General features: G+C 57.6%; 19 protein-coding genes and 1 tRNA gene. 10 read left to right on the top strand and 10 right to left on the bottom strand.

Annotated elements, in window-relative coordinates:
• Positions 1 to 6: 6 nt before the first annotated feature.
• The gene (locus AC2FHX_RS20525; RefSeq protein ID WP_496693084.1) at positions 7 to 1,419 is read right to left on the bottom strand and encodes a pyridoxal phosphate-dependent decarboxylase family protein; all 1,413 of its coding nucleotides are present in this window, start codon (positions 1,417 to 1,419) and stop codon (positions 7 to 9) included.
• Between the two features lie 228 nt (positions 1,420 to 1,647).
• On the opposite strand from AC2FHX_RS20525, the gene hpaR reads away from it, so the two are divergent.
• Both hpaR and AC2FHX_RS20515 read left to right on the top strand, forming a co-directional pair.
• Positions 1,648 to 2,100: a homoprotocatechuate degradation operon regulator HpaR gene (gene hpaR / locus AC2FHX_RS20520; protein ID WP_496703613.1), complete on the top strand. Its 453-nt coding sequence runs from the start codon at positions 1,648 to 1,650 to the stop codon at positions 2,098 to 2,100.
• Positions 2,101 to 2,716: 616 nt separating this feature from the next.
• A complete protein-coding gene (locus tag AC2FHX_RS20515; protein ID WP_496703630.1) occupies positions 2,717 to 3,415 on the top strand; it encodes a fumarylacetoacetate hydrolase family protein in 699 nt (232 codons plus the stop codon).
• Here the strand turns inward: AC2FHX_RS20515 and AC2FHX_RS20510 are convergent.
• Positions 3,408 to 4,622 carry a winged helix-turn-helix domain-containing protein gene (locus AC2FHX_RS20510; RefSeq protein ID WP_496703614.1) on the bottom strand — a complete coding sequence of 405 codons (1,215 nt, stop codon included), beginning with the start codon at positions 4,620 to 4,622 and terminating at the stop codon, positions 3,408 to 3,410. The two genes, AC2FHX_RS20515 and AC2FHX_RS20510, sit on opposite strands and share 8 nt — an antisense overlap.
• A 3-nt stretch (positions 4,623 to 4,625) precedes the next feature.
• Entirely contained in the window at positions 4,626 to 5,651 is a 1,026-nt protein-coding gene (locus AC2FHX_RS20505) for a LacI family DNA-binding transcriptional regulator (RefSeq protein WP_496690504.1), read from the bottom strand.
• Between the two features lie 115 nt (positions 5,652 to 5,766).
• Here AC2FHX_RS20505 and AC2FHX_RS20500 point away from each other — a divergent pair.
• Positions 5,767 to 5,843: transfer RNA gene (locus AC2FHX_RS20500), tRNA-Arg, on the top strand.
• Positions 5,844 to 6,274: 431 nt separating this feature from the next.
• On the opposite strand, the gene AC2FHX_RS20495 is transcribed toward AC2FHX_RS20500, so the two are convergent.
• The 4 genes from AC2FHX_RS20495 to AC2FHX_RS20480 all read right to left on the bottom strand — a co-directional run bounded on the left by AC2FHX_RS20495 (position 6,275) and on the right by AC2FHX_RS20480 (position 10,974).
• Entirely contained in the window at positions 6,275 to 6,562 is a 288-nt protein-coding gene (locus tag AC2FHX_RS20495) for an HU family DNA-binding protein (RefSeq protein ID WP_142637567.1), read from the bottom strand.
• Between the two features lie 130 nt (positions 6,563 to 6,692).
• On the bottom strand, positions 6,693 to 8,156 hold the full coding sequence (locus AC2FHX_RS20490; RefSeq protein ID WP_496703616.1) for an AMP nucleosidase: 1,464 nt from the start codon (positions 8,154 to 8,156) through the stop codon (positions 6,693 to 6,695).
• Positions 8,153 to 9,955, bottom strand: coding sequence for an adenine deaminase (gene ade, locus AC2FHX_RS20485; protein WP_496703618.1), 1,803 nt, complete (start codon positions 9,953 to 9,955; stop codon positions 8,153 to 8,155). The genes AC2FHX_RS20490 and ade overlap by 4 nt, the downstream gene beginning before the upstream one ends.
• Before the next feature lie 143 nt (positions 9,956 to 10,098).
• The gene (locus AC2FHX_RS20480; protein WP_281973952.1) at positions 10,099 to 10,974 is read right to left on the bottom strand and encodes a LysR family transcriptional regulator; all 876 of its coding nucleotides are present in this window, start codon (positions 10,972 to 10,974) and stop codon (positions 10,099 to 10,101) included.
• Between the two features lie 116 nt (positions 10,975 to 11,090).
• Between AC2FHX_RS20480 and AC2FHX_RS20475 the strand changes: the two genes are divergently transcribed.
• Both AC2FHX_RS20475 and AC2FHX_RS20470 read left to right on the top strand, forming a co-directional pair.
• Complete coding sequence (locus tag AC2FHX_RS20475; RefSeq protein WP_496703620.1) at positions 11,091 to 11,846, top strand: class II aldolase and adducin N-terminal domain-containing protein; 756 nt, start codon at positions 11,091 to 11,093, stop codon at positions 11,844 to 11,846.
• Positions 11,847 to 11,858: 12 nt separating this feature from the next.
• Positions 11,859 to 12,848, top strand: a complete 990-nt coding sequence (locus tag AC2FHX_RS20470) for a sterol desaturase family protein (RefSeq protein ID WP_496703621.1) — start codon at positions 11,859 to 11,861, stop codon at positions 12,846 to 12,848.
• Here the strand turns inward: AC2FHX_RS20470 and AC2FHX_RS20465 are convergent.
• Positions 12,845 to 13,786, bottom strand: a complete 942-nt coding sequence (locus tag AC2FHX_RS20465) for a GlxA family transcriptional regulator (protein ID WP_496703623.1) — start codon at positions 13,784 to 13,786, stop codon at positions 12,845 to 12,847. The genes AC2FHX_RS20470 and AC2FHX_RS20465 overlap by 4 nt on opposite strands.
• A 77-nt stretch (positions 13,787 to 13,863) precedes the next feature.
• Between AC2FHX_RS20465 and AC2FHX_RS20460 the strand changes: the two genes are divergently transcribed.
• Genes AC2FHX_RS20460 through AC2FHX_RS20450 form a run of 3 tightly spaced genes read left to right on the top strand, consistent with a single transcriptional unit; the run spans position 13,864 to position 17,815 of the window.
• Complete coding sequence (locus tag AC2FHX_RS20460) at positions 13,864 to 15,024, top strand: acyl-CoA dehydrogenase family protein (RefSeq protein ID WP_496690501.1); 1,161 nt, start codon at positions 13,864 to 13,866, stop codon at positions 15,022 to 15,024.
• Entirely contained in the window at positions 15,021 to 17,039 is a 2,019-nt protein-coding gene (locus AC2FHX_RS20455) for an acetate--CoA ligase family protein (protein WP_496703625.1), read from the top strand. Before AC2FHX_RS20460 ends, AC2FHX_RS20455 begins: the two co-directional genes overlap by 4 nt.
• On the top strand, positions 17,036 to 17,815 hold the full coding sequence (locus AC2FHX_RS20450; protein WP_142637585.1) for a carnitinyl-CoA dehydratase: 780 nt from the start codon (positions 17,036 to 17,038) through the stop codon (positions 17,813 to 17,815). The genes AC2FHX_RS20455 and AC2FHX_RS20450 overlap by 4 nt, the downstream gene beginning before the upstream one ends.
• A gap of 6 nt (positions 17,816 to 17,821) precedes the next feature.
• On the opposite strand, the gene AC2FHX_RS20445 is transcribed toward AC2FHX_RS20450, so the two are convergent.
• Entirely contained in the window at positions 17,822 to 18,454 is a 633-nt protein-coding gene (locus AC2FHX_RS20445) for a class I SAM-dependent DNA methyltransferase (RefSeq protein ID WP_142637587.1), read from the bottom strand.
• A gap of 89 nt (positions 18,455 to 18,543) precedes the next feature.
• On the opposite strand from AC2FHX_RS20445, the gene AC2FHX_RS20440 reads away from it, so the two are divergent.
• Positions 18,544 to 19,389: an SDR family oxidoreductase gene (locus tag AC2FHX_RS20440; RefSeq protein WP_142637589.1), complete on the top strand. Its 846-nt coding sequence runs from the start codon at positions 18,544 to 18,546 to the stop codon at positions 19,387 to 19,389.
• Between the two features lie 4 nt (positions 19,390 to 19,393).
• Here AC2FHX_RS20440 and AC2FHX_RS20435 read toward each other — a convergent pair whose 3' ends face one another.
• Complete coding sequence (locus AC2FHX_RS20435; RefSeq protein WP_496703627.1) at positions 19,394 to 21,013, bottom strand: GMC family oxidoreductase; 1,620 nt, start codon at positions 21,011 to 21,013, stop codon at positions 19,394 to 19,396.
• A 428-nt stretch (positions 21,014 to 21,441) separates the two neighbouring features.
• Between AC2FHX_RS20435 and katG the strand changes: the two genes are divergently transcribed.
• A complete protein-coding gene (gene katG / locus AC2FHX_RS20430; protein ID WP_496702990.1) occupies positions 21,442 to 23,643 on the top strand; it encodes a catalase/peroxidase HPI in 2,202 nt (733 codons plus the stop codon).
• The last annotated feature ends 340 nt before the right edge of the window (positions 23,644 to 23,983 follow it).

The raw sequence follows: 23,983 nt of genomic DNA, 5'->3' as shown, positions 1-23,983 counted from the left end.
GAACCTCTAGTTTAGCGAGCGGGCGATTTCAGTGATCACGTCAAATGCCATTTGGACGTCTGCCTGCGTGGTCTCAAACTGACCGGCCTGAAAGCGGATCACCAAGTCGCCATCAACGCGGGTTTGAGTCAAGTAAATGCGGCCATCATCATTGATCGCATTGACCAGCCGTAGGTTCAGATCGTCCAGATCGGTTGACCCAAGGGGGGCATAGCGGAATGTCCACAATGACCACATAGGGTTAGTGGTGATTTCGAAATCGGATTCAGCTTTCAGCCGGTCATGCAGAGCCACTGACCATGTTATATGATTGCGCAACCTTTCACGTAGCCCTTCCAGACCATAGGCGCGGATGACGAACCACAGTTTCAGGGCTCGGAACCTGCGGCCCAGCGGTACCGACCATTCAGAATAATTTATGATCCCGTCCTTGCCGTGGGTCTTCAGGAATTCCGGGCTGATCGCGAGTGTCCGTACCAGATCATCGGGGTCCTTCAGAAAATGGGCGCAGCAATCGAACTGAACGCCCAGCCATTTATGCGGGTTGAACACGATGCTGTCGGCTTGCTCGACTCCCTCCCAGTAATGGCGGTATTCGGGGCATATCATGGCCGAGCCAGCCCAAGCTGCATCGACATGCGAATATAGCCCGTATTTTTGCGCAATCTTCAGACATTCCTCTACCGGATCGGCCGCGCCGGTTCCGGTGCCGCCGACGCAGAGGATCACGCCGGTTGGTTGATAACCAGAGTCTAAATCGGCTTGGATTGCTGTTTCCAGCGCCTGTGGGTCCATCCCGCGCCAGTCGCCTTGTATGGGCACCCGCACCAGATTTTCCTGCCCGATCCCCGCAACCCATATGGCACGATCAACCGAGGTATGGACCTCGGCCGAGCAATATACGCGCAGCGGTTTCTGTCCGAACAACCCTTGTTGGTTGCCCTGCCAATTCAGCGCCTTTTCCCGCATGGTCAGCACAGCGGCTAGGGTCGCGGACGAGGCGGAATCCTGAATGACACCTGCAAAGCCCGTGGGCAGATCCAGGGCCTGCCGCAACCAATCCATCATCCGCGTCTCCATCTCGGTCGCGGCGGGGGATGTCTGCCACAACATGCATTGCGGAGCGATGGCGCTGGTTAGAAACTCGGCCAGAACCGACGGGGCCGAGGCGTTTGCATTAAAATAGGCAAAAAAGCGAGGATGTTGCCAATGGGTAATCCCAGGCATCACGATCTGTTCGAAATCGTGAAAGATTTCCTCCATCGCCTGGGAGCGCTCGGGAGGGCGCGCGGGTAAGGCGTTAAGAATATCACCGGGTTCCGTTCTGGCCCGAACCGGATTGTCGCCGACAGTCAGATGGTAATCCTGTGCCCACTCAGCAATCTTGGCGCCCCAATCCGAGAATTCATCCCAGTTCATTTTATCTTCCAATCTTCTCTGAACACCGCTTTCGATCCTGTGCCAGTGATGAATATCCGGGTTGAAACGTCAACGCCCTTTGCAGGAATCCAGTGGTCTGAGGTTTTTCTGAATATGTTTTCGCAGAGAGAAATGGAATAATTTAGGCTCTAATAAGCGATAAATGCCTGGAATTCCAAACACGGAAAGGTCAGTTGAAGAATGAACCGAATTCGGCCAGAATTTAACATGGCTCATGAAATTCCATTGACGTCCCGGTCTTTGCCTATTGCGCTGCTGCGCGCGAGGGAACGGGTTATGGGGCCTATCCGTAGAATGCTTGTAGAGGCGGGCGTAACCGAACAGCAATGGCGGGTTCTGCGGGTGCTGGAAGAGGAAGGCCCGCAAGAGCCCACCCATATTGCTGACCGTGCCTGTCTGCTTTTGCCCAGCCTGACCCGCATTCTGCAAAAGCTTGAGGCCAAGGGCCTTGTCGTGCGGAAAAGCCATCCGGTCGACAAGCGCAGGCAGATTGTTGAGATCACGGTCAAAGGGGCAGGGATTATCCGGGATAACATCGACTATACGTTGCTTTTGGCTGAAGAAATCCGCAACACGCTGGGACCAGAGCGGCATGAGGCGTTGCTGGATCTTCTCAACGATCTGCACGAGTTGAAATTACAATCAGATTTTCGGGACTAACAGTGTGTTGGCCCCGCCAGAGGGCCTTTGTGACCTCTCTGACGGAGTGGCCAGGCCCGAGTGGACCATGTGCCTGGCCTACAGCCGGATATGAGGGGTGTTCAAACGATCCGGCAACGTTTCAGAGAACATCAGACCCCGAAAATCGGGTTTTCTCAGGCGCAAACTTACCCAGGGGGATGGGTGTTTGGCCGTGGTCCTCTGAATACTCGCACCCGGATTTCAGCGATTTCTGCCGTCCACGCGGGTGTCTTCGCAAGAAGGCGGAGGATTGGTGGTCCGCCGCCTTTGTGAGTGGTGACGTCTCAGTGCTGAACGCTTTCTGTTAGCAACAAGCTAGCGCGATACAGCGGTTTTCCAAGGTTTGACGGCTAAAATCTGAATGAGCTGTCGCAGTGTTTTCAGTCGCATGTTGAAAGTAAGCCCAGCGCCATAAGTAGCCATGTCTGCGAATTTTGAAACACGTGCAGGCTTACCGGTTCGATTTGGGCAAGCCTGTGCCGAATTATCCCCGAATTGTCGGCAAAAACCGGCGTGCGGGTTTCCAAGGATTGCGACTTGCTCTGGTTTATGCCCTTTAATATCCACTTTAACTAACCTGTGTTATGGCGGCATGATGATGGGTAGCCTGTTCTCTATTCCTGATCCGATCGCTTTGCCGGTTACCGGCGAGGACGACACATACCCGGTTGGGCGAATCTTTTGTGTGGGCAGGAACTATGCCGCACATGCGGCTGAAATGGGACATGAGGTCGACCGTGAGGCCCCTTTCTATTTCACCAAGTCCGCTGCAAACGCGGTCCTGTCTGGGGTGACGACGGCTTACCCTCCGGGGACCGAAAATTTCCACCATGAGATGGAGCTGGCTGTTGCAATCGGAAAGCCGGTTTTTCATGCTGATACTTCTCAGGTGCAGGAAGCGGTGTTTGGCTTTGGCTGCGCCCTGGACATGACCCGACGTGATCTGCAAATTCGCGAGCGCAACAAACAGCGCCCTTGGGATCTTGGAAAAGATTTCGAGAATGCAGCCGTATTTGCCCCTCTGACCCGCGTGAGCGATTGGCAACCCGACCCGCAAAAACGCATCATTTTGCGCGTTAATGGCGAAACCCGGCAGGACGCAACCTTGGATGAGCTGATCTGGTCGATTGACGAGATCATAAGTCACTTGTCCGGCTATTATCATCTGCGACCAGGGGATTTGATTCTGACCGGAACGCCGGCTGGTGTAGGGCCGGTTCAGCCCGGAGATTCACTCGAGGGTGAGATTGACGGGTTGCAGCCGGTCAAATTGAGTATATCAGACCCTAAATAGGGTCTTTTTGCCAATTCTCAGCAAATTCTATGTCATCCAACCCGGCAAAGCGACGAACCCGGTCCAGTTCGGCCTGTAGGCGGCGCGTGCGGGCATCTGACCACCGTACTGTTCGTTCTGGCCACAGGGCGCTGACCCGCAGCACCGACTGATCGCGATGGGCCTTCATGTCGATCCGGCCAATCAGCCGGTCGCCTTCGAGAAGCGGGAAAACATAATAGCCATAGGTGCGTTTCGGGGCGGGGACAAACACCTCGATCCGGTAGTGAAACCCAAACAGCCGTTGCGCGCGGTCACGGTCCCGCAGCATCGGGTCAAACGGGCTCAGCACTCTGATCCGACCCGGCGCAGGGGCGATCTGCGCGGCTTGTTCAGCAACACCCGGGCGTGCAAACAGTTTCCTGACCTGACCATTGGCACATTCGATCTCGATCTCTTCGACATGGCCTTCGGTCAAGGCGGTTTTGCACCAGTCTCGGGCTTCTGCGCTGCTGACCGTATCCCAAAACGCCGCCAATTCGCCCGAGGTCGCAAACCCCTGCCGGTCAAGTGCCGCATGGCACAGCCAATCCACGGTATGTTCGGCGTCATAAGGCATATTGCCGGGGCAAAGATGCGTTTCAATCACCCGTTCGGTCAGGTCATAGCGTTTCTGGAACCCCTGCCTGCCGATCACGGTCAGCGCGCCCGAGCGCCAGAGGAATTCAAGCGCGGTTTTCGACGGGTGCCAATCCCACCATCCGCCCGAGCCCTTCTTTTCGTCTTTTCCCACATCCGACGAGGAAACTGGCCCATGATCGCGTATATGCTGCAATACGGTTTCAAATTGCTGCTCAAACCCATCGCGACGCCAGTTTTTCCAGCGCGATTTCAGCAGGTCAGCGTCGCGCTGAAACCGTAGATGCCAATGGGGGTAGAACTCCATCGGAATGACTGCGGCATCATGGGTCCAATGTTCGAACAGCCCACGATCACGTTCATACACATGCTTGAGGTTTTTGGCGCGATAGGCGGGCCTGCGGGAAAACAGGATCATGTCATGGGCGCGGGCGACCGTGTTGATACTGTCCAGCTGAACAAATCCCAGACGCCTGATCAATTCAAGCAGGTCAGGCCCTTTCGCAACCCCTGACGGCTGTTCTGCCAGCGCGTGCCGGTCCATGAACAGGGCGCGGGCCGCCCGATTGTTCAGCCTTTGCATCGCCATGGGTCAGCGGCGTTTCAGCGTATCGCCATAACTGATCTTGGGGGTCAGAGTTATGCGGTTTTCGACCTCGGAAGCGGGATCGGAAAGCTGAACGGCGATTATCTCGGCTGCCTTGCGCCCAATCTCGTGTCGACATGCATCCATTGTGGCCAGCTTGCGCGGCAGACCCTGTAACAGTTCGACATTGTTGAACCCTGCCAAACCGATCTGGCCTGGAATGTCTATCCCCTGGTCCAACAGATACAGCAATCCACCAGCACCAATCATGTCGTTGGAATAATACAGGAAATCCAGATCCGGTGAGCGTTCCAACATGGCTTGAGTCATCTCGCGGCCTTTGGCCAAGGCCGAGCCCCCGGAATAAAACTCGCGGTCTTCGATCTCGATCCCATGCTTGCCCAGCACTTCGGTAAAGCCTTCGAACCGTTTCCGAGCGCGGTGATCCAGGGGCATTTTGGTGCCCATAAAGCCGATATGTTCATAGCCCGCTTTCAGGATCGCCTGTGCCATCTCACGTCCAGCGCGGCGATGGGAAATCCCGACCATCGCGTCCACCGGCTTACCATCGGTGTCCATGATCTCGACCACCGGAATCCCCGCCGAATCCAGCATGGCGCGTGCGGCATCGGTATGTTCCAATCCGGCGATGATCACGCCCGAGGGCCGCCACGAGAGCATCTCGTACAGGACTTTTTCCTCTTTTTCGGGCAAATAATCGGTGACGCCGACCACTGGCTGTAGCTCGGTATCCTCAAGAATCTGATTGATCCCGGTCAGCACCTCGGGGAACACCATGTTCGACAGCGAAGGGATGATCACCGCCACAAGGTTCACCCGGCTTGAGGCAAGCGCACCAGCGATTTTGTTCGGCACGTATCCCAGCTCTTTTGCTGCGGCCAGAACGCGTGTGCGGGTCGCATCCGACACGTCACCCCGATTGCGCAGAACCCGGCTGACCGTCATCTCAGACACTCCGGACGCTTCAGAAACATCACGAAGGGTGAGCGGGCGTTTGTTTTCTGTGGTCACGGGGTGCACCTGCGTTGTTGTTTTGTCCGATGGTAGCGTGAACAGGACGCATTTTACAACTGTCCTTCAAAGCCGATGACAACCCGAAAAAACCACGCTACAGAGAGTTTTGCGCGGCCCCGTGGCTCAACTGGATAGAGCAGCCCCCTCCTAAGGGGCAGGTTGCAGGTTCGAATCCTGCCGGGGTCGCCAAGATATCTAATGAAATCTTTTATTTTCCGAACTTTAGATAATTCACTCGCTTCGAAAGGTGACACATGACTAAAAATTGGTTCGGATGAGCCAATCAAAACATCCATCGCCGAGAATGAATTTCTTTTGGGGCGAGTGCGGCAAAACAAATTACTGGTCCGAAAGTCGACCGGATATTGTCCGTTCTTGCTCTGTGACGGGGCCAGCCTCGCGAATTTGTGGCATTCGCCAGCTTAGGCCACCGGTCCTGTTGCGCACCCAGCCAATGAGCGCGGCGCTAGATTTATTCTTCGCTGATCTCAGATTGCATAACACCAGTCTGACCACGGCCGGCCTCCCAAAGCCTTATAAAAAACTGGCTTCAATAGGGGGGTAAAAGAAAAAGGGCCCCCAAGCGGCGGCCCTTGATCGTTTTGCAGTGAAAGCTGGGATCAGCCGTTCACGCTGTCCTTCAGCGCCTTCGCAATGGTCATTTTGACCACTTTGTCGGCTTCTTTCTTGAACTGCTCGCCGGTGGCAGGGTTACGCACCATGCGCTCGGGGCGCTCGCGACAGTAGATTTTGCCGACACCAGGCAGGGTCACCGCGCCGCCCGCCGACACTTCGCGGGTGATCAGGCCGGTCATGGCCTCCAGCGCAGTGTTCGCAGCTTTCTTGTCGGTTCCCATTTCCTCAGCGAGAGCAGCAACCAGCTGAGTCTTTGTCATAGGCTTTGCCATTTCTTGGTCTCCTTAACGTGCCCGATAAATAGGGCCTCACCGCGTAACTGTAACGGGATATTGTAGGTGAACACAACGAATAGTAGCGTCGAAAACCCTAAAAATAGGGGGAATTCGTTGCTTTTTTGCTTCAGAGAAAGGCCGTTTCATCAAAGGAACGCAATTTCCGGCTGTGCAGGCGCTCCAGCGGCATGCCCCTCAGGTGCTCCATCGCACGAATTCCGATCGCGAGATGGCGGCTGACCTGCGTGGTATAGAAGGCAGAGGCCATGCCAGGAAGCTTTAATTCGCCGTGCAACGGCTTGTCTGAAACACAGAGCAACGTGCCATAGGGAACACGGAACCGATAGCCGTTGGCGGCAATGGTCGCGCTTTCCATATCCAGCGCGATTGCCCGTGATTGGCTGAGTCGCTGTACCGGGCCGGATTGGTCGCGCAGTTCCCAGTTGCGGTTATCGACCGAAGCGACGGTGCCTGTGCGCATGACCCGTTTCAGCTCATAACCTTCCAGCTCGGTGACCTCGGCTACAGCCTGTTCCAGCGCAACCTGAATCTCGGCCAAAGGCGGAATCGGCACCCAGACCGGCAGGTCATCATCCAGAACCTTGTCTTCGCGCAGATAGGCATGGGCCAGAACAAAATCGCCCAATGCCTGTGTGTTGCGCAGCCCGGCACAGTGGCCAACCATCAGCCAGGCATGCGGGCGTAGCACGGCGATATGATCGGTCGCGGTTTTGGCGTTCGACGGACCGACGCCGATGTTGACCAGCGTGATACCCGATCCATCCGCCCGCTTTAGGTGATAGGTCGGCATCTGCGGCAGCTTCAGGGGTTGTTCCAGCGTTCCGCCTTCGGTGGTGATCTCGACATTTCCGGTCGAGACAAAGCTGGTATAGCCACTGTCTGGTTCGGCCAGCTGCGCGCGTGCATAGTTTTCGAATTCCGAGACGTAGAACTGATAGTTGGTGAACAGCACATGGTTCTGGAAATGACTGGGATCAGTCGCAGTGTAATGTGCCAGACGGGCCAGTGAATAGTCGACCCTTTGCGCAGTAAACAAAGACAGCGGGCCGTCTTCTTCCTCGTGGTCATGGACGCCATTGACGATGTCGTCATGGGTGGTTGTCAGGTCCGGTACGTCGAATACATCGCGCAGGGTAAATCCGGCGGCGCCCTGATGCGGAACGATCAGATCAGGATTGTTGGCCACGGCGAAATGAACCGGAATGGGTGTGTCCGAAGCCCCGATCGTGACCGGCTGGTCATGGTTTCTGATCAATAGGGCAATCTGTTGGGTCAAATAGAACCGGAACAGATCTGGCCGCGTTACAGTGGTCGAGTGGATGCCCGGTTCCGAGACGTGACCAAAACTTAGCCGGCTGTCGACCCGCGCATAGGAGGAGGTTTTGATGCGAATTTCCGGGTAATAGGCTCTGAAGCGTTCAGTTGGTGCTCCGTGCTCGATCACATTAGCAAAGTTCTCGCACAGGAAGCTGGTGGCTTGCTCGTACAGTTCTTCCAACCTTGCGACCGCGGCCGCGGGATCGGTGAAGTTCTCGGGCGCGGGGGCCTTAGGTGCTCGTATTATTGTCATGCAAGGGGTTCCAAAAGATCGATCTTTTCAAATTTGCGCACATCCACCAGCCCGACATCCGAGATCCGCAATTCCGGGATCACCACCAGGGCCAGCAATGAGTGCTGCATATAGGCGTTGTTCAGTTTACAGCCACAGGCCTGCATGGCCCGAACCATTTGTTCGGCTTTGGCGGCCACTTCGGCTGCCGGGCTATCAGACATCAGTCCAGCGATGGGCAGTTCCACCAGCGCCAGTTCCTCACCGTCTCGGAAAATCGTGATGCCACCGCCGATCTCGGCCAGCCGATTTGCGGCAAGGGCCATCTGTTCGCGGTCGGTCCCAACAACAATCATATGGTGACTGTCATGGGCAACGGTCGAAGCCATTGCCATGCGCCCCTGATATCCAAACCCCGAGACAAAGGCATTTGTGACCCCGCCCGTTGCGCGGTGGCGTTCGACAAGCGCAATCTGGCAGACCTCACCCTCGGCTTCAACCAGGCCGCCAATGATGGGCAGTTCGGCCTTTAGCGCTTTGGTCGGGGCCTGGTTTTCGACCACACCAATCACATTGGCCTGAACGCGGTTCGCCCCTTTAGGGGCCTCGATCTGAAAATCCGCGCTGGTCAGGGCATGGCCCAGATGCACGGTGTTTCGAGCGGCTGCAGGCCAATTCAGATGCGGGCAGTCCACAGTGATCTTGCCGTCCTCTGCCACGATTTGGCCGCGCGCTATGACAAGCTCGATGGGCAGGTCCTTCAGGTCCGAGCTGAGGATGATATCCGCCCGGCGCCCGGGCGTGATCGAGCCGATATCGCGCTCCAACCCGAAATGCGTAGCTGTATTGATCGTTGCCATCTGCAGCGCCACCAAAGGGTCACAGCCACAGGCAATCGCATGGCGCACCACGCGGTTCATATGCCCTTCATTGACCAGGGTACCAGAATGGCAATCATCCGTGCACAGGATGAAGTTTCGAGAATCTAACCCTTTCTCGGTGATGGCGGTAATCTGAGTTTCCACGTCATACCAGGCCGATCCCAATCGCATCATCGACCGCATCCCTTGACGCACCCGCGCGATGGCATCGGCCTCGCAGGTGCCTTCGTGGTCGTCGGCAGGGCCGCCTGCGACATAAGCTGCGAAATCAGGCCCTAAATCAGGCGAAGCATAGTGCCCGCCAACGGTTTTCCCTGCCCGTTGGGTCGCGGCAATCTCGGCCAGCATCTTGGGATCGCCATGAATGACGCCTGGGAAATTCATCATCTCGCCCAGTCCGATGATGCCCGGCCAGTTCATCGCCTCGGCCACGTCTTCGGGGGTGATCTCATAACCGGTGGTCTCAAGCCCTGGCGCCGACGGCGCGCAAGAAGGCATCTGGGTGAAAATGTTAACGGGCTGCATCAGCGCCTCGTCATGCATCATTCGAACGCCGTCCAGGCCCAGCACGTTGGCTATTTCGTGCGGGTCAGTGAACATGCTTGTCGTGCCATGAGGGATAACGGCCCCCGCAAATTCGGCCGGGGTCAGCATTCCTGATTCGATATGCATATGCCCGTCGCACAGGCCGGGCAGCATATACCGCCCCTCTGCCTCGATGATCCGGGTGTTCGGGCCGACGCAGTGCGAAGCATCGGGGCCAACATAGGCGATACGTCCATCGACAATCGCGATGTCATGATCGGGCAGGGCTTCGCGGCTGTGCACGTTAACCCAGATCCCGCTGCGGACAACAAGGTCAGCGGCTTGACGCCCTGCGGCGACAGCGATCAAACGGGGGGCGGTATCGGGCCAGCTTGGGAAAGGTGTGAATTCCATGGCCCAACTTTCCCGAACGCACGGAAAGGTGCAACCCCTGCTCGGCAGTTATCATGATTCCGTCATGCAGCGCGTCAGCGGTGTTGTGCCTAGCCCCGTGAAGGTCCCGTAAGAGCCGCTATGCTAGGCAGGAGAGCCACGGCCTAGCCAGGGAACGTTTTCGCAATCTCGCGCCGGACCCATTCGGCAAAGGCAATCGCTCCTGGTGACTCTTCTGCCTGAGGCGACAGCAACAGGTAATAAGCCTCTGGTACAACTGCGCGATATTCGAATGGTGCAACCAATCGACCTTCATCAATCAAGTCGCGCGCGATTGTGTCATGCGTCAGGCACAAGCCACCCCCGGCCATCGCAACCGACAGGCTGACCAGATAGGTGGTGGAATATGTGATCGGAGGATTTTCCCAAATTAGCCCCTGATCTTCGATCCAATTCTGCCAGTTCGACAGCAGGTTTGAGCAGTCATACAAGGGGGTTCGCTGTAGTGTATCCAGCGACACCTCATAGCCCGGCGCGCAAACCGGATAATAATGATCGGATCGCAGCAGTTCGGTTCGCACCGTGTCCGAAGGTCTGAGCGAAAATCGAATTTCTACCGCAGCCCCCTCCGCCATTTCCCGGGGCTCCCACAACTCGGTGAATATGTTCAGCTGTACAGACGGGTGTTCGGCCTGAAACATTGGAAGGCGGGGAGCCAGCCAGTTGACCGCAAAAGTAATGTTGCATTGTACCTGCACCGCGTTCTGCTGGGCCCCGGTCACGGCCCGCGTTCCGCGCAGTAATGTGCGAAATGCCTCACGCACGACAGGGAGATAGCTGATCCCGGCCCCGGTCAATTCAAGTGCGCGGGGACGGCGCAGGAAAAGCGGTTGGCCAAGATAGGCCTCAAGCGACTTGATTTGCTGGCTGACTGCACTTTGTGTCATGTTCAGGTCGTGCGCTGCCGCGGTAAAGGACAGGTGGCGGGCCGCGGCCTCGAAAGTCCGAAGCCAACCCAACGGGGGCAGCTGTTTTTGCATGGGCATAACCTGGCCATTAGTTCAGCTTATGAAATAGACGCGATTTTTTCGTTGGTCAATTTTTTCTACTGCGGGCACGATTTTCCAATCAAGCAATCTGCTGACAGGAGACGGAAATGAGCGTTGCCAGCTTGCGCCCCAATATTGACCATTGGCCTGAACGTGTGGATTTGGCGGCCACATTTCGATGGGCTGAACGTCTGAATATGCACGAAGGGGTCGCAAACCATTTTAGCTTGGCGGTGAATCAGGACGGCACACAATTCTTGATGAACGCCAATCAGATGCATTTTGCACGAGTTAAAGCATCGAACCTGCTTTTTCTGGATGCCAAAGACGCTGATGTCATGACCCAACCCGGCGCACCGGACCCAACTGCCTGGGGCCTGCATGGTTCGATTCACCGGCACTGTCCTCATGCCCGCTGTGTAATGCATGTGCATTCCATCTTTGCCACGGTTCTGGCCTCGTTGGCCGACAGCACATTGCCGCCGATCGATCAGAACACCACTACGTTTTACAACCGTTATGTGGTCGATCACGAATTTGGTGGACTTGCTTTCGAAAGCGAGGGGGAACGTTGCGCAACCATGCTGGCAGACCCAAAAAAGAAAGTCATGATCATGGGTAATCATGGGGTTTTGATTTTGGGCAGTAACCCGGCAGATGCCTTTAATAGACTCTATTATTTCGAGCGCGCTGCCGAAACGTATATCCGTGCCTTACAGACGGGCCAACCCCTGCGCGTTTTGTCAGACGAGATTGCGGAAAAGACCGCGCAGGAGTTGGAAGATTATCCCGATCAGGCCAAGGCACATTTGCGTGAGATCAAAGCGCTTTTGGATGCTGAAGGCTCGGATTACGCAAGCTGACGAGATACCCGGATGACGGACTCTGATCAAAATCCCGAAGCAGCCCGCTGGCACTATCACCCTCAGGGGCCGGTGGCCTTGAACCCGTTGTTCAACTGGCCACCCCGCCCGTCTGCTGTGTTGAAATGGTATGGCGGCGCCTGGCTTCAGGTCACCGCCCTGACACTGTGCCTGGGGCTTGCGGTGGCGGTCTATGCGCTGTTTTACCCTGGTTTAGAGACTATGAAGACCTTTCAGCCCGGCTGGATGTTCCGAATCTGGTTGCTGAACATGGTGCCGCAAATTCTGGTCGCGGGCGGGCTGCATTGGTGGCTGTACATGCGCAAAGGGCAGGGCATGTACAAGAAATTCGACCGCCGGGATCTGACCCGGGACAACGGGACCTTCACTTTTCGCAATCAGGTCTGGGACAATATCTGGTGGACCCTGGGCAGCGCCATGAGTGTCGCCACGATTTACCAATGGGGGATCTATTGGGCGATGGCCAATGGCTATGTGCCCACGGTCACATGGTCCACCGCGCCGGTCTGGTTTGTGGTCTGGATGTTGCTCATCCCCATGTGGTCGGGGCTGCATTTCTATTGGGTGCATCGGCTGGAGCATCACCCGAAGCTCTATAAACATGTCCACGCCGTGCATCACCGCAACGTCAATATCGGGCCGTGGTCGGGGATATCAAATCACTGGTTTGAGAACCTGTTGTACTTCACCACCTATTTCATCCACCTGATCGTGCCGTCGCACCCGATACATTTGTTATTCCACGCCTATTTCCAGCAGGTCAGCCCGGTTCTGTCCCATTCCGGGTTCGAAAAGCTGAAAGCCGGGGAGACCGAGGCCGCCCGCGCAGGCGATTTTTTCCACCAGCTGCATCACCGGTATTTCGAGTGCAACTATGGCACCTCAGAGATCCCGTTCGACAAGTGGTTTGGCACCTATCATGACGGCTCGGCCGAGGCGACAACGCGCACGCGGGCTTATAAAAAGCAGATGTATACCTAGCCGACCCGTAAGGCACGGGGGGTGATCCCGAATTCGGCCCGGAAGGCGCGGGTCAAGGCGCTGGGATCGTCGTATCCGGCCCGCAGGGCGATCTCGCTGACAGTCAGGTCGGTTTCTGCCACCAGCTTCCGCGCCAAATTCAGGCGCAAGCGGCGATAGACCTGAGCCGGACCCGCACCCAGTTCGGCCTGCATTCGTGTCGACAATGCCTTGTGTGAGCGCCCGACCTGTCGGGCGATATCCGTAATGGGCAGCGGGGTTTCAAGATTTTCCTGCATCAATGCCAAGGCCTTGTTCACATACCCACTGGTTGCCCCGACCCCTCCGGAATGCGACCGAGCGGAATCGCGGGTCATGAACAACTGCGCGACTTCCAGGGCCAGTGCCTGCCCCTGGTCATGACCGATCAGATGCAACACAAGATCAAAAGCTGCCATGGCGCCGGAACAGGTAATGCGATTCCGGTCTAGGACATACCGCTCGCGCCGGGCGTCGATCTCGGGGAACCGCTCGGTAAAGCCGGTCAGCTCTTCCCAATGGATGGTGGCGCGATACCCGTCCAGCAGTCCGGCCAGCGCCAGCAGCCAGCTTCCGGTGTCCAGCCCAGCCAGAACGTCATAGCGATTTGCGGCGGATCGCAATCCGGTCAGCGTCGGCCAGCCGCCATGCGCGCGAAACCCATATGATGGCATCACCATCAATGTACCGCCGCGGGCAGATTGCAGTCTTGCGTGCGGCGTAACCTGCAACCCCGAGGATGATGTGACCGGCCCTTCTGTCAGCGACAGGAATTCCCAGTCATACAGCTTTCGTCCAGCCAGCGAATTGGCCGCGCGCAGGGGTTCGACGGTGTTGGCAAGGCAATGGTTTGAAAACCCATCAAAAAGCAGAACCCCGAATTGCTGCATCGCGGCAGGCGATTTTGTCCATCTTCGCATGGTTAACGTCTATTTCTGCACGATGAACTTTGCAACCCGCGCCACGATATCGCAAGCCCTAGATGTGGAGACCGCAGATGCAATATGGCCTGACCGACGAGCAAGAGATGATCGCCGCGACTGTTCGCAGTTTCGTCGAGAAAGAGATCTATCCACATGAAGAGCTGGTTGAACGTACCGGCGAAGTTCCGCAGGAAATAGCGGATGAGATCAAGCGCAAGACAATTGAATTGGGTTTCTATGCCTGCAATTTTCCCGAAAGCGTCGGATGTGCCGGGCTGAACCATCGGGAATTTGCACTGGTCGAGCGCGAACTGGGCCGGGGATCGATGGCCTTGAACCACTTCTTTGGCCGTCCGCAAAACATCCTGATGGCCTGCGAGGGCGAGCAAGTCGAACGCTATCTGATGCCCGCAGTTCGGGGCGAAAGGATGGATGCACTGGCGATGACCGAACCAGGTGCAGGTTCGGATGTGCGTGGTATGAAATGTGCCGCAGTTCGAGACGGCGGAGATTGGGTCGTCAACGGGACCAAACATTTCATCTCGGGCGCGGAGCATGCCGATTTCATCATCGTTTTCATCGCGACGGGTGAAGATCAGACGCCAAAAGGTCCAAAGAAACGGATCACAGCCTTTCTTGTGGATCGCGGCACGCCGGGATTCACCATCCGGGACGGGTATAAATCGGTCAGCCACCGGGGCTATAAGAACATGGTCCTGGATTTTGACGATTGTCGCCTGCCCGACAGTCAGGTGTTGGGCGAGGTCGATGGCGGGTTCGAGGTGATGAATACCTGGCTATATGCCACCCGCATCACCGTGGCGACCATGTCGGTCGGACGCGCACGTCGCGCCTTTGACTATGCGCTGGACTATGCAGCCACGCGTGAACAATTCGGTCAGAAAATCGGCAAGTTCCAGGGCGTGTCATTCCAGATCGCCGATATGATCACCGAAATCGATGCCGCTGACCTGTTGACACTGGCAGCGGCCGACCGGCTGGACAAAGGGCTGCCTGCAAACCGCGAGATTGCCTCGGCCAAGCTCTATGCGTCCGAAATGCTGGCACGGGTGACTGACGCCGCGATTCAGGTGCATGGCGGCATGGGGCTGATGGACGATTACCCGCTGGAACGGTTCTGGCGCGATGCGCGTGTCGAACGCATCTGGGACGGTACAAGCGAGATTCAGCGTCACATCATCAGTCGTGAGCTGTTGCGGGCACTTGGCGCATGACAACGGCGCTGGCACGGGCGTTGAACCCCAGCTCCATTGCTGTGATCGGTGGTGGGGCTTGGTGCGCGTCAGTCATTCAACAGGCGCGCAAGTTCGGGTTTCAGGGCGATATCTGGCCGGTCCATCCCAAAGCCGCCGAGGTCGCCGGAGAGCGCGTTTTTGCGCGGCTCGAGGATTTGCCCACAGCCCCGGATGTGGCCTTTGTGGGCATCAATCGTCATGCAACAATCGAGGCGGTTCAGGCGCTGGCAGCGATCGGGGCAGGGGGTGCGGTTTGTTTCGCGTCGGGGTTCACCGAGGCGCGAGCCGAGGATGATCTGGGCGCCGATCTGCAGGACCAGTTGATTGCAGCCGCCGGGGAAATGCCTGTTCTGGGTCCCAACTGCTATGGTTTCGTCAACGGGCTGGACCAAGTCGCAGTCTGGCCGGATCAGCATGGGATGCAACCGGTGGAACGAGGCGTAGCGATCCTGACGCAAAGTTCGAATATTGCAATCAACATGACCATGCAACGCCGGGCCCTGCCGATGGCGTTCATGCTGACCTGCGGGAATCAGGCGCAGACACATCAGGCTGACGTTGCCTCAACACTTCTGGACGACGACCGGATCACCGCTATCGGTGTTCATATCGAGGGGTTTGGCGATCTGCGAAAATGGGAGGCTTTGGCCGACAAGGCACGCAGACGGGGCGTATCGGTCGTTGCTTTGAAAATGGGCCGCTCGTCCCATGCGCAGGCGGCGACGATTTCGCATACCGCGTCTTTGGCAGGTGGTGATGCGGGCGCGCAGGCGTTTCTGGACCGGTTGGGAATCGCACGGTTGGACGACATTCCCAGCTTTTTGGAATGTCTCAAGCTGTTGCATGTTACGGGGCGATTGCGCGGCAGCGGGTTGGGTACCATCAGCTGCTCGGGCGGTGAGGCCAGCCTAGCCGCAGATATGTCCGAGGGGCGCGATCTGCATTTCCCGCCATTGACCAAGGTGCAGCAAGCTGACCTGCGCGCAGCTTTGGGGCCCATGGTGGCGTTGGCGAACCCGCTGGACTACCACACCTATATATGGCGCGATACCGAAGCGATGACCCGCGCGTGGTCGGCGATGACCGGGCCGGAACAGGCCATTACCATTGCGATTGTCGACTATCCTCATACCGACGCATCGGATTGGGAATGTGCCACCCAAGCGGCGTTGAACTGCGCCGCCCAAACCGGGCGACCTTTTGCCGTTGCCGCGACCCTACCAGAACTTTTGCCAGAGGAAGTGGCGCAGCGCCTGCTGGTCGGCGGTGTGGTGCCTTTTGCCGGTCTGCATGAAGCCTTGGCTGCGGTTGAGGCCGCCGCGCGGCCGGTTGCGGCACCGGCTGATCCGGTACTGTTGCCCTCGCAGGCTGAGGCAAACCATGTCTTGACCGAAGCAGAGGCCAAACGGGCGCTGGCAGATCATGGTCTGCGGATTCCTCAATCCGTAGTGACGCGTCCGGACAAGGCTGCGCATGCTGCATCGAATCTGACGGCTCCATTCGCGGTCAAGGGCGTCGGGCTTGCGCATAAATCCGAACACGGTGCGGTGCGCCTTGGCGTCGGCTTGGACGATCTGAGCGCGGTTGCGACCGAGCTTGGAACCGACGAAGTTCTGATCGAAGAGATGGCCCAAGGCGGTGTTGCCGAGTTATTGATCGGCGTCACCCGTGATCCGGCCCATGGCTATGTTCTGACGCTAGGGGCTGGAGGCGTGCTGACCGAAATTCTGCGCGACAGTGTTTCAGTGCTGATCCCGTCATCCCGGGACGTGGTCCGTCAGGCGCTGGGCAAGCTGAACTGTGCGCCGTTGCTTGCGGGGTATCGCGGTAAACCGGCGGCGGATACCGAGGCGATCCTGAATGCAGCCGAGGCTGTGCAAGCCTATGTTATTGCCAATGCAGCCCATGTCAGCGAAGTTGAAATCAATCCACTCATCTGCAATCCCGATGGCGCTGTGGCCGTGGATGCTCTGATCCGAAAGGCACGTATATGAACCCGGTTAAAACCAAGCGCGATGGCGCGATTCTGCAGGTCACTCTGGACCGACCCAAGGCAAATGCCATTGATCTGGCCACCAGCCGGGTCATGGGTGAAGTGTTCCGCGAATTCCGCGATGATCCTGAGTTGCGCGTGGCCATCCTGACCGGTGGTGGCGAAAAGTTCTTTTGCCCGGGGTGGGACCTGAAGGCCGCCGCGGACGGAGACGCCGTGGACGGAGATTATGGAGTCGGCGGTTTTGGCGGGCTGCAGGAATTGCGGGATATGAACAAGCCTGTCATCGCCGCGGTGAACGGGATTGCCTGTGGTGGAGGGCTGGAACTGGCGCTGAGTGCGGATATGATCATCGCTGCAGAGCATGCCAGCTTTGCCCTGCCCGAAATCCGGTCGGGCACCGTGGCCGATGCGGCCAGTGTAAAGCTGCCAAAACGCATCCCCTACCATATCGCGATGGAACTGCTGCTGACTGGCCGCTGGTTCGATCCGGTTGAGGCAAAAGGTTGGGGCCTGATCAACGAGATCGTCCCAGGTGATCAGCTTTTAGACCGGGCATGGGAACTGGCCCGTTTATTGGCCAGCGGCCCCCCGCTGGTTTACGCGGCGATCAAAGAGATCGTGCGCGACGCCGAAGATTCCAAGTTTCAGGATGCCATGAACCGGATCACCGGGCGGCAGTTGCCGACGGTGGACATTCTATATGGTTCTGAAGACAACCTCGAAGGCGCGCGCGCCTTTGCCGAGAAACGCGACCCGGTCTGGAAAGGGCGCTGAGCGGGTTCAGATCTTCTCGAACATTGCGATAAGGGCGGTATCGTCCCGGTTGGGCCCGGCAGCCAGGTCGCCGTAGATTCGAACTTCGGGCAGGGACAGGTTTTGTATCTGCCCATGGGCAAGCTGGTGCAGTGCGTCAGCAAATCCCAGAGATTCGTAGTGTTTCGCGTTAATCGACAGAGCGAATTGCGCGCCTGTCCGGGCCACGTTCAACAGCGCGGGCAGGGCCTCGGGGCCGAGATGGCCATGGGTAAATGTGCCCGAGGACACAATGCCCGAATAGCTGTCGCGCGGCACCGGGATGCCCTGGTTCAGGTCAGCCTCAATCGCGTCGCGGTAGATGTCTTTGCGCAGGGCCTGATCCAGCATCTCGGCGCTGATATCGGTGGCGTCGATCGGACCAACGCCCAACCCGGCCAGTACCGCACCGCAAAGCCCGGTGCCTGCACCGACATCCAAAACCGGACCCTGTCCCCCGGCGCTGACAAAGGCGCGGGCGGTGTGGATATGCAACTGATAGTCCTCGCGCGCCGCAAAACCGTCATCATAGTCGCCGGCCCATTCGGCATAAAGCCGTTTGTGGTCCTCGGGGCTGTCTAGCGCATAAGCTGCATGCAGGTCGGGCGATTTTGTACTCATGACTCATGAAAGGCGTATGTGGGGATTCGAATCAAGTATCCAGTGGCGGGTGCTTGCATCTTGGACCATTGGCGATCATCAAGAAGGATATGGTTAAGACACTCTTTTCATTCGGTCACGGATATTCGGCGCAGGCCCTGTCGCGGCATCTTGAACCGGCGGGTTGGCGCGTATTCGGAACTACGCGCGATCCGGCGCAATCGGGTGCGGTCCGCGCATCCGGTGCCGAACCGGTGATCTGGCCCGGTCAGACGGTTGATTTGGACGGGGTAACACATCTGTTGATTTCGACCGCGCCGAATGCGGGCGGAGATCCAGTGCTGGCGGCGCTTGGCGACAAAATCGCTGACCGCGCAGGTCAGTTCGATTGGGTCGGATACCTTTCCACAACCGCAGTCTATGGGGACCACAAAGGCGGTTGGGTGGACGAGGCGACCCTTCCTTCACCAATGGCCGAGCGCGGCAGGTGGCGCGTCCGGGCCGAGACACAATGGCAAGACATTCCGGGCCTGCCCGTCCACATCTTTCGCCTTGCCGGGATATATGGCCCCGGGCGCGGCCCATTTTCCAAACTTAAACGGGTGGGAATGCGCCGCATAATCAAACCGGGGCAGGTGTTCTCGCGCATCCATGTGGCGGACATCGCGCAGGTGCTTGCGGCGTCGATGGCATCGCCAAACCCAGGTGCGATTTACAATGTCTGTGACGATGAGCCGGTGCCGCCACAGGATGTCATCGCCTATGCGGCTGAGCTGCAAGGCCTGCCTCTGCCCGCTGCGGTTCCGTTCGACCAGGCCGATATGTCCCCGATGGCCCGAAGTTTCTATAATGAAAACAAGCGGGTCAGGAATGACCGGATCAAGGATGAACTGGGTATCCGGCTTTTGTATCCGGATTACCGCGCTGGACTGCAGGCCCTGATGAAGGACGGCTGAGCCCTTATCGGGCGGTGGCTTTGATCAGGTCCGCGGCTTTCTCGGCGATCATGATGGTTGGGGCGTTGGTGTTTCCCGAAACCAGAGTAGGCATGACCGATGCATCGACCACGCGCAGCCCCTCGATCCCGCGCACGCGCAGTTCGGGGTCAACCACGGCCATCGCATCCACACCCATTTTGCAGGTTCCGACCGGGTGATAGATCGTATCGGCGCGAGCGCGAATATGGTGCTCCCAATCCGCATCGGTCTGAGCGTCATCCATGCCGTACATCGCTTTGTGCCGGAATTTACTGAAGGCCGGCGCGTGCAGAATGTCTTTGGTCATACGCGCGCCCTTGATCAGCGTGTCCAGATCGCGGTCATCGGACAGGTAAGCCGGATCAATGGCCGGAGCGGCAAAAGGATCGGCGCTGTGCAGCCCGACCGTGCCACGGCTTTCGGGGCGCAATTTGCACACATGGCAGCCGAACCCATAGCCATAATGCAGCTTCCTTGCATGATCATCGGCCAAGGAAATGACAAAGTGCAGCTGGATGTCGGGGCGATCCAAATCCGGGGAGGTTTTCAGAAACGCGGCGCCCTCGGCAAATGGTGTGGCCGCCATCGACTTGCCGGTCTTACGCCAGCGCCAAATATGCCTTGCCAAATTCAATGCGGCAGCGGCACCGATGCCGAATGTGTTGGTGTCCCGGGTTTTATAGAGCAGCGTGAAATCCAGATGGTCCTGCAGGTTCTTGCCAACGCCCGGCAGGTCGTGCCGCACCTCGATCCCATGTTTGACCAGATCATCAGCGGCACCAATCCCGGATAGCTGCAACAACTGCGGAGTTTGAAGTGCACCGGCGCAAACCAGAACCTCGCGCCTGGCGGAGACAGTGATATCCGCACCTTTGGCCTTTTTCCTGTACACCACACCGGTGGCCCGCTTTCCTTCAAAGGTCAGCTCTTTGGCATGGGCGTCGGTAATGACCGTCAGGTTCGGGCGGTCCATGACCGGAAAGACATAGGCCGCCGCTGCCGAGCATCGCTCGCCATTCTTCGACGGGTCGTGAAACTGTGTGACCTGATACAGACCAACGCCCTCGTTATCGCCCCGGTTGAAGTCACGGCTTCGGCGGTGCTGCATCTGTTCGGCAGCTTCAATAAAGGCAAGCGTGATCGGGCGCGGCTGTTTCTGGTTTGACACGTGCAGAGGGCCGCTGTCGCCGTGATGGTCGTCGGCACCATCTTCGTTATGTTCGGACATCTTGAAATAGGGAAGGAGGCTGTCCCAGTCCCAACCGGCACAGCCCAGTTCAGCCCAGCCATCATAGTCCTGACGCTGACCCCGGACGTACAACATTGCGTTAATCGCGCTGGACCCGCCCACCGTCTTGCCGCGCGGCTGATATCCTTTGCGGCCGTTCAGCCCCGGTTGGGCCACGGTTTCAAATGCCCAGTTGTTGATTTTCGGCCGCCCCGGCAGCGAGGCCACTGTTGCCGCGGGCAATCTGGTAAGCATGCCGTTGCCGCCGTTTCCGGCTTCAAGAAGGCAGACACGTATTCCAGGATCTTCGCTCAGACGACCGGCAAGAACCGAACCGGCGGATCCTGCGCCGACAATTACATAGTCAAATTGCATTCAGACTCCAAAAATTTTCGGAACCGGCAGTCAAATACGCCGGTCAATCTGTATTAGGCGCGGATCCGAACAAAAGAACCCGCGCTCGTGTCGTTCATAAAGACAGTGGTCGCATACGGATGAAAAACAAGGGCTGTGGTCTGTATGTGACCCAAGGTTATTCAGGGATTTGAAAATAGTTCCCATTGCGCGGGATCCGGGGATGTTCTCCTCATAATTATTTCCTATGGTTTTCATCATTAAACAAAACTTTTATGCATGAATGCAATTTGCTATTTCTGACTAGGTCAGGACTTCAGGAACACCGATACCCTTGCCAGATGCTCAGTGTATTTGGATGGGGAAGACGTGTCTTGAATCTGTGTTCTTGATTACCACGAATTTCACTGCGCAAGATCGCCGGATATTAGCTAGGATTGGAGACCGATATGGACGGAAGTGATAACCCCAAAGCAGGCGGATGCCCTGTGATGCACGGCGCTGGAACCCGTTCCAACCGGGATTGGTGGCCGAACCAGCTAAACCTGTCGATCCTGCACCAGCACGGAGCGGCTTCGAACCCTCTGGGTTCGGATTTCGACTATGCTGAAGAGTTCAAAAAGCTGGATATGAAGGCGCTGAAAGAAGACCTATATGCGCTGATGACCGATTCACAGGAGTGGTGGCCGGCGGATTATGGCCATTATGGTGGTCTGTTCATTCGGATGGCCTGGCATAGTGCAGGCACCTACCGGACGGCAGATGGCCGTGGCGGGGCCTCGACCGGGAACCAGCGTTTTGCGCCGCTCAACAGTTGGCCGGACAACGGTAACCTCGACAAGGCGCGTCGTCTGCTGTGGCCGATCAAGCAAAAATACGGAAACCAGATTTCCTGGGCTGACCTGATGATCCTGGCAGGTAACTGCGCCATCGAATCCATGGGTGGCAAAACCTTTGGTTTTGCCGGCGGCCGTGCCGATATCTGGGCCCCCGAAGAAGACATCTATTGGGGAACCGAGACAGAATGGCTGGCCCCGACCGACAATCCGCAGAGCCGGTATTCCGGTGAGCGCGATCTGGAAAACCCTCTGGCCGCAGTGCAGATGGGCCTGATCTATGTAAACCCTGAAGGTCCGGACGGAGAGCCCAACGTTCTGGCTTCGGGTCGTGACATCCGCGACACCTTTGGCCGGATGGCAATGAATGACGAGGAAACCGTTGCTCTGGTTGCTGGTGGTCACACCTTCGGCAAGGCGCATGGCGCGGGCGATCCCGATCTGGTCGGCCCCGAACCCGAAGCGGCCCCGATCGAAGAGATGGGCTTTGGTTGGATCAACAAGTTTGGGTCCGGCAAGGGTGACGATACCACCACTTCAGGGGTCGAGGGCGCCTGGACCGCAAATCCGATCCAATGGGATAACGGCTATTTCGACCTGCTGTTCGGATATGACTGGAACCTGACCAAAAGCCCTTCGGGCGCGTGGATTTGGGAACCGGTGAATGTCAAAGAAGAAGACATGGCCCCGGCGGCGCATGACGCGTCGAAGAAGGTCAAAACCATGATGACCACCGCCGACATGGCGATGCGCATGGACCCGATCTATGGTCCGATCTCAAAGCGTTTTCACGAGAACCCGGAAGAATTCGCTGACGCTTTCGCCCGTGCATGGTTCAAACTGACCCACCGCGACATGGGCCCGCGTTCGAATTACATCGGCGAGGAATCTCCGGCCGAGGAACTGCTGTGGCAAGACAATGTCCCCGCCGTGGATCACGAGCTGATCGGTGACGCGGATGTGGCCGAGCTGAAGGCTAAGATCGCGGCCACTGGCCTCTCGGTGTCCGAGCTGGTTTCGACCGCATGGGCTTCTGCCTCGACCTTCCGCGGCTCGGACAAGCGCGGCGGTGCCAATGGCGCACGTATCCGTCTTGCTCCGCAGAAAGACTGGGACGCGAACGAACCGATGAAGCTGGCCAAGGCACTGACCGCGCTTGAGGGCGTTCAGGCGGCGTTCAACGGCGCACAATCCGGGGGCAAGAAAGTGTCTCTGGCCGACGTGATCGTTCTGGCCGGTAATGTGGGTGTCGAGCAGGCCGCCAAGGCCGGCGGTCAGGAGGTTGAGGTTCCGTTCACCCCGGGCCGCACCGATGCGACGCAAGATCAAACCGATGTGGACAGCTTTGCCGTGCTCGAGCCCGAGGCCGACGGCTTCCGCAACTATCAGAAGACGGATTATTCGGTTTCGCCCGAAGAGCTTCTGGTCGACAAAGCCCAGCTGCTGACGCTGTCGGCGCCTGAAATGACCGCGCTGGTTGGCGGTCTGCGCGTGATCGGCGCCAATTTTGGTGACACCAAGCATGGTGTGTTGACCGAACGCGTCGGCACGCTCAGCACCGACTTCTTCACCAACCTGTTGGACATGGGCACCGAATGGAAACCCGCGGGCAAAGGCGTCTATGAAGGTCGGGACCGCGCCAGCGGTGAGGTCAAGTGGACCGGTACCCGCGTCGATCTGGTCTTCGGCTCCAACTCGCAGCTGCGGGCTCTGGTCGAGGTCTACGGTCAGGCAGGCGCAGAAGGCAAATTTGTCTGCGACTTCGTCTCGGCCTGGAACAAGGTCATGAATGCAGACAGGTTCGATCTGAAGTAAGCCTGCGACCTTCGCAGAATTTGCGCCGTCCGAGGAGACTCGGGCGGCGTTTTGTTTGCCCCGGTTCCGAGCGCATACCCAGCATTGGGTACGATTCCGCCCAGGGGCTGTTCTTTCCCCCGTTCCGTGCTGTCCGTTACCGGCTCGGAAGAGAGAATTATTAAGCTAACCTGTTGTTTTCATTAACCTAGAGAAGTTTCTGTTAAGAAATGCAAAGTTTTTTCAGATTGGGGGTTGCAGGTCCCAGACCTAATCCGTAAATACCCCTTCACCGGCGCTGCTGAGGCGCTTGTGACACACTGGAGAGACGGTGGGACGGGTTGGAGAGACGGCCGGACGC

Source organism: Ruegeria sp. CDSC042, from assembly GCF_059610745.1.
Note: the sequence above shows the minus strand (reverse complement) of the source record. Positions and strands in the feature narration are given on the sequence as shown.